General features: G+C 41.8%; 3 protein-coding genes and 2 pseudogenes. 4 read left to right on the forward strand and 1 reads right to left on the reverse strand.

Annotation, left to right across the window (positions count from 1 at the left end; translation table 11 throughout):
• The first annotated feature begins 337 nt into the window (after nucleotides 1–337).
• The 4 genes and pseudogenes from IYN85_RS24940 to IYN85_RS24955 all read left to right on the forward strand — a co-directional run bounded on the left by IYN85_RS24940 (nucleotide 338) and on the right by IYN85_RS24955 (nucleotide 5,059).
• Nucleotides 338–1,413, forward strand: a pseudogene (locus IYN85_RS24940) (IS5 family transposase).
• Nucleotides 1,414–1,733: 320 nt separating this feature from the next.
• Nucleotides 1,734–1,865: pseudogene (locus IYN85_RS24945) on the forward strand (transposase); the annotation flags it as partial.
• Nucleotides 1,866–2,023: 158 nt separating this feature from the next.
• Nucleotides 2,024–3,241 (forward strand): pyridoxal phosphate-dependent aminotransferase, encoded by a 1,218-nt coding sequence (locus IYN85_RS24950; protein WP_196161699.1) that lies wholly within the window; start codon nucleotides 2,024–2,026, stop codon nucleotides 3,239–3,241.
• A gap of 180 nt (nucleotides 3,242–3,421) precedes the next feature.
• Nucleotides 3,422–5,059, forward strand: coding sequence for a CTP synthase (locus tag IYN85_RS24955; protein WP_196161700.1), 1,638 nt, complete (start codon nucleotides 3,422–3,424; stop codon nucleotides 5,057–5,059).
• A 294-nt stretch (nucleotides 5,060–5,353) separates the two neighbouring features.
• On the opposite strand, the gene IYN85_RS24960 is transcribed toward IYN85_RS24955, so the two are convergent.
• The coding region (locus IYN85_RS24960; RefSeq protein ID WP_196161701.1) for an IS3 family transposase at nucleotides 5,354–6,000 on the reverse strand (647 nt) is incomplete at its 5' end.

Below are 6,000 nucleotides of genomic sequence, written 5' to 3' on the forward strand. Positions count from 1 at the left end.
AAAATTCTGTGATAAATTAGGAAGGTCGCTTTTTACAATTGTTAATTATCACTTTCCGTTTATTGTCAGATGAAGCATGACTGAAAAGCAAATATGAGGTTTTTAGTAAAGCGCCAATCAACACGGCTTTTTTCCCCGCAATAGATTGGTGCAAAGTGAGGCATGAATATCGCTAAGCAATGTATTACACTTTTGCCCATTTGCCGTAGAGAAAGTTAACTGTGAGTGACCTTCAAGAGCTTCGTAAAAGTATCGATAATTTAGACAATGCACTAGTAGCCTGTTGAAAAAGGCACTTTAGCGTACAATACCCAGAAATAAAATTGCAGATAAAACTATCCGCGGCGATATCAATCCACAATCAGGCATGTTCAGCTATGTTGATTTGGAAGCCAGAATTCCTAAATCGCATCCGATCCGAAAGATTCGAAAAATTATCGATGAAGCTCTATCCCAAATTGAGCCTCTTTTTAACGAGGCCTATGCAGACAAAGGGCGCCCTTCCATTCCGCCAGAGATGCTTTTGAAAGCCTCACTGCTGCAAATACTCTTTACCATCCGCTCAGAACGGCAACTGTGCGAACGGATTGATTTTGACCTCATGTTCCGTTGGTTTATCGGGCTCGGTATGGACGATGCGGTTTGGAATCACTCGACGTTCACAAAAACCGTGACCGTCTCATGACCAGTAACATCGACGAGCACTTGTTTGATGCCATTAAGAAGCAAGCTTACGCCAAGCAGCTATTGTCTCGTGATCATTTCTCCGTGGATGGCACGTTATTAGAAGCGAGTGCTTCGCTGAAATCATTTAAGCCAAAGCAATCCGATCAGTACAATCAATACGATGATTCTAATCAGGACGGTCATCGCCAAGAGGTCAACTTCCACGGTGAAAAGCGCAGTAATAAAACCCACCAATCAACAACAGACCCTGAATCCAAGCTTTTTCGCAAAGGTCCGGGTAAAGAAGCAAAGCTCTCGTTTATGGGGCATATTCTGACGGAAAACCGCAATGGACTTATTGTTGAGACCGAAGTAACTCAAGCCGGAACATCAAAAGAATGGGATGCAGGTTTAGACCTTATTGCACGCCAGAGTACACGTCCAACGCTCACAGTCGGAGCTGATAAAGGTTATGACACTCCGGCGTTTGTAGATGGCTGTCGCGTCATGAAAGTTACTCCACATGTTGCGGGTAAAACGGCTAATAGCTGTATCGACGGTCGAACGACCAGTAAAGAAGGCTATCGGATCAGCCAAAGAAAACGCAAACGACTCGAAGAGCCATTTGGCTGGACGAAAACCTTTGGAAACATGCGCAAACTTTCGGTTCGAGGAATAAAGAATGTGGGCTGGCAATTTCGATTGTCGGCGACGGCGTACAGCATTATTCGATTAATGGCGTTTTGAGAGGTGAAAAGCGGGAAAATAGGGTTAAAGGGCTACTGGAAGACGAGAATATAGTTCTGCAATCAGTTTTCTTAACGAAGCAGACAAAGTTTGATCGAGAATAACTGATTTTGAAATCAGAAAGGTAAAAAAGGAGGCCCAGGAAAGAAGGAATCTGGGCCTTTTTCAACAGGCTGCTAGTCGCTGATTTAACTGAACGATTCAGGTAAACAGAAAACGTCGGTATTTATAAATCACACAATGACATGATTAGTTATGAAGTGGTCTAGTAGATCTGACCAGTCCCGTTAAGGATAATACCCTTAATTGGAGATCACTATATGACCAGAAAGAAGTACTCGAATGAATTTAAGTTGGACGCCATTAAACTGGTGCTCAATCAAGGTTATACCGGTGCTGATGCGGCCAAAAGGCTCGGTATCAATGCCAAAATGCTGCGCCGATGGATTAGGTAGCATGAGGGGGCAAACTTGCATAGACTTCAAAACACTCTTCGATTAACATTGGTAATAAGTAGTAGGGATTGCAGCCACTAATTTGGTATTCAAGATGCATTGCTGAATACTTTACGATATTATGAGTTTCACATTGGAAATGAAGTATACTGAGTGTGAAAAATATCAATGATTCTCTTTCATCCCTGTCAAAGCGCATAGTTACCTCCCCCACTATCAAACTAACTTCAAAAGTAAAGTCACTGCTAGAATGTGGGGAGGATGTGATATCACTTGGAACAGGTGAGCCCTCTTTTGAAGTGCCTAGTGAAGTAAAAGATGAACTGGTACGCGCTCTACGTCGAAATGAGACTGGCTACACAGAAGTCGAAGGGACAGAGAATCTAAGACTTTCTATCTCGAAAAAATTCAAGCGAGATTACTCTATATCTTATGATACTGATCAGATTATCGTCTCAAATGGAAGTAAACAAGTAGTCTACAATGCGCTCCTCGCATTAATAGATCCAGGTGACGAAGTTGTTGTTCCTGTACCATACTGGGGTTCCTACCCTGAAATGGTTAAGCTAGTCGGCGGCGAACCAAAATATGTTTATTGCGATGCAGACTTAGACTTCAGTTTAAGCTCAGAATCATTAAAGAAAGTTATATCTCCGAAAACAAAATGCATTTTATTGAATTTTCCAAATAATCCAAGTGGTTCGCTGCTGTCAAAAGAGACAGTGACTGCCTTGACTGAGATTCTAAATGAGTACCCTCGAATAATACTAATTTCAGATGAGATTTATCAAGATATCCATTTTGCTGAAGAAAGGCCTTGCTCGATCGCTAGTCAGTCTCCCGAGCTTTATTCTAGAACGCTAACGGTTAGTGGCGTTTCAAAATCCTACTCTATGGCCGGATTTCGAATAGGATATGCTGGAGGACCAAAATCACTTATCAAAGCAATGGTAAAATTGCAGGGCCATACAACTGCCAATCCCTGCTCATTGAGCCAAGCAGCATCTATTGCAGCTTTGAACGAATGTGATGAATTCATCCTGCGTAACAATGAAATCTATAAAAAACGCTTGAATAACTTCTTATCCGCCGTGAAGCCAGCCAAAGGTTTGAAGTGTATTAAACCTAGAGGGGCATTTTATGTGTTTATTAGTTGCAGGGAACTCATCGGGGCAAAAACCCAGCAAGGAAACATTATCAAAGATGATATTGATTTCTCAATGTACTTGTTAGACTGTTTCCGGCTTGCTGTTGTTCCTGGCAGTGCTTTTGGCGTTAAAAACCATTTCAGAGTATCTATGTCGATTTCTGATTCATTGCTTGTGGAAGCTGCAAGCAGGCTAGTCAAAGCATGTTCACGGTTAGAAAAGTAAAAAAGTATATATACTATCGAATGGCTACAGGTGTTCAACTGCAACATTTGTTGGCTATCAGTTAAAGCCGATTATTTTGCTGAACTTTAATCTAACAACACTTTCTAATAGAAAAGAATATTTTAGACTATTAGTATTCTAAGTATATTTGATTTGCTAACTAAACTAATGGGTATGATTATGGAAACTAAATTTATATTTGTTACTGGCGGAGTAGTCTCTTCTCTTGGTAAAGGAATTACAGGAGCTTCGCTGGCAGCAATATTTGAAGCAAGAGGGCTTAATGTAACAATTATGAAGTTGGATCCATATGTCAATATAGATCCAGGAACCATGAGTCCATTACAACACGGCGAAGTCTATGTAACTGAAGATGGCGGTGAGACAGATTTAGATTTAGGGCATTATGAGCGATTTCTTCGAAAGAGGATGACTAAGCTAAATAATTTTACTACCGGTGTAGTCTATAGTGATGTATTGAAAAAGGAGCGTAGCGGAGAGTATTTGGGCGCAACTGTCCAGGTTATTCCGCATATAACAGACAACATTAAAGAAAGAATAATGTGCGCTGCAGATGGTCATGATATTGCAATTGTTGAAATAGGAGGGACAGTTGGAGATATCGAGTCATTGCCCTTTCTAGAAGCGGTAAGGCAAATTCGAAGTGAATTGGGTTCAGAAAACTCGCTCGTTTTGCACTTAACTCTTGTACCATATCTAAAAACGTCTTCGGAATTAAAAACAAAACCCACTCAGCATTCGGTTAAGGAGTTACGAGGCATCGGAATTTCTCCTGATATACTAGTATGTCGAAGTGAAATAGATATAAGTTCGGCAGATAAGAAAAAGATTGCCAGTTTTTGTAACGTCGAAAAAGAGGCAGTTGTTTGCTTACCAGACGTCAATTCAATTTACAAAATACCGAATGTTCTTCTTTCTCAGAATCTTGATGAATATTGTGTCAAACGATTTAAATTAAGCTGTCCAATCGCTGATTTATCAGAGTGGGATAGAGTTATTCTCGAGGAGTCTAACTCTAATAAGGAAGTAAAAATTGCTTTAGTCGGCAAGTACATTCAAGTTAAAGATGCTTATAAGTCGGTAGTTGAAGCACTTCGACATGCAGGTCTGAAAAACAGAATTAAAGTCAAAATAGATTTTGTTGATTCTGAGATAATCGAGTCAAAAGGTGTTGGCTTGTTAGAGTCCTCGGATGGGATAATTGTACCTGGGGGGTTTGGATCTCGCGGCGTTGAAGGAATGATTATGGCAGCGGAATATGCCCGCAATACAGGTACTCCTTATTTTGGAATATGCTTAGGTATGCAAGTCGCAATTATTGAGTTTGCTCGAAATGTAGCGGGATTAAATGAAGCAAGCTCTTCCGAATTTGATAAACACTCTAAATACCCCGTCATAGCACTAACGACTGAATGGGAAAATTCGGAAGGAGGTAAGGAAAACCGGCATGAGGTTGACGACATGGGTGGTACTATGAGGCTTGGTACTCACCTTTGCCATTTAACACCTGGATCAAAAATATCTAATATCTATGGAAGCAACCAGGCTCATGAACGTCATCGGCACCGATATGAGGTAAACAATAAGCTATTACCCACATTGGTAGATAATGGTTTAAATGTAACTGGGTTGTCTACAGATAAAAAACTTGTAGAAACAATGGAAGTTGAAGGTCACCCTTGGTATTTAGCTACACAATATCATCCAGAATTTAATTCTACCCCAAGAGATAGTCACCCGTTGTTCGATGATTTCGTACTAAAGTCTTTTGAGAACGCTTCTACAAACTCTGATTAGTCTTTTTAATTGTATTAAGTGCTTTTCGGTGCAATTCGAATACTTGCGTTGTTTCAGTTGAGAGCGATCAACAACTTTGGCAACACCTTGAATGTAAGCGTCCGGCCAACACATCTTCCGTAATTAAACCGGATACGCAAACTAGTGTCCACTTATTTCTAAGTGGACACCATCATGGATACAACAAGCGATTATTCTCTACCAGCGCCCGCCAAAGTTAAACGCAAACGCCGCACCCATTCTCCTGCGGTAATGGTAATCCCCCCATTTTTAAACTGAGTTAAAAGTAGAGGATTATGCAGCACGCTCCAATTTCATTTTTGGAGTTATGCCGCCGAGCGCCATATTAGGCCGCTCATTGTTGTACGTCCATAACCATCGTGTGGCATGGTCTTGAACCTGCGCCATGCTCTCGAACAGATATTGCCCCAGCCAGTCATAACGTACAGTTCGATTGTAGCGCTCGATATAGGCATTTTGCTGTGGTTTACCCGGCTGGATGAAGCTCAGGTGGATACCTCGCTTTTCTGCCCAAATAGCCAAGGTGCCACTGATGTATTCCGGACCATTATCGCAACGCAATACTCGTGGCTTACCTCGCCATTCAATCACTTGGTCCAGTGCCCTTGTAACCCGTTCAGCTGGCAAAGACAAATCCACTTCAATGGTCAGCCCCTTGCGATTAAAATCATCCAGCACATTGAACAGGCGATAAGTACGGCCGTCTTCGAGCTGATCATGCATAAAGTCCATTGACCAGCACTGATTGATGGCCTCGGGCACAGCTAGGGCCTCTGGCTTCTCTCGAACGATCCGTTTCTTCGGTTTGATGCGCAGGTTAAGCTCCAACTCCCCGTAGATCCGATACACACGCTTGTGGTTCCAGCCATAGCCTTTCACATTGCGCAGGAACAGAAAGCACAGACCAAAGCCCCAGTTCT

It is taken from the genome of Reinekea sp. G2M2-21 (genome assembly GCF_015687175.1).
Taxonomy (GTDB): domain Bacteria; phylum Pseudomonadota; class Gammaproteobacteria; order Pseudomonadales; family Natronospirillaceae; genus Reinekea.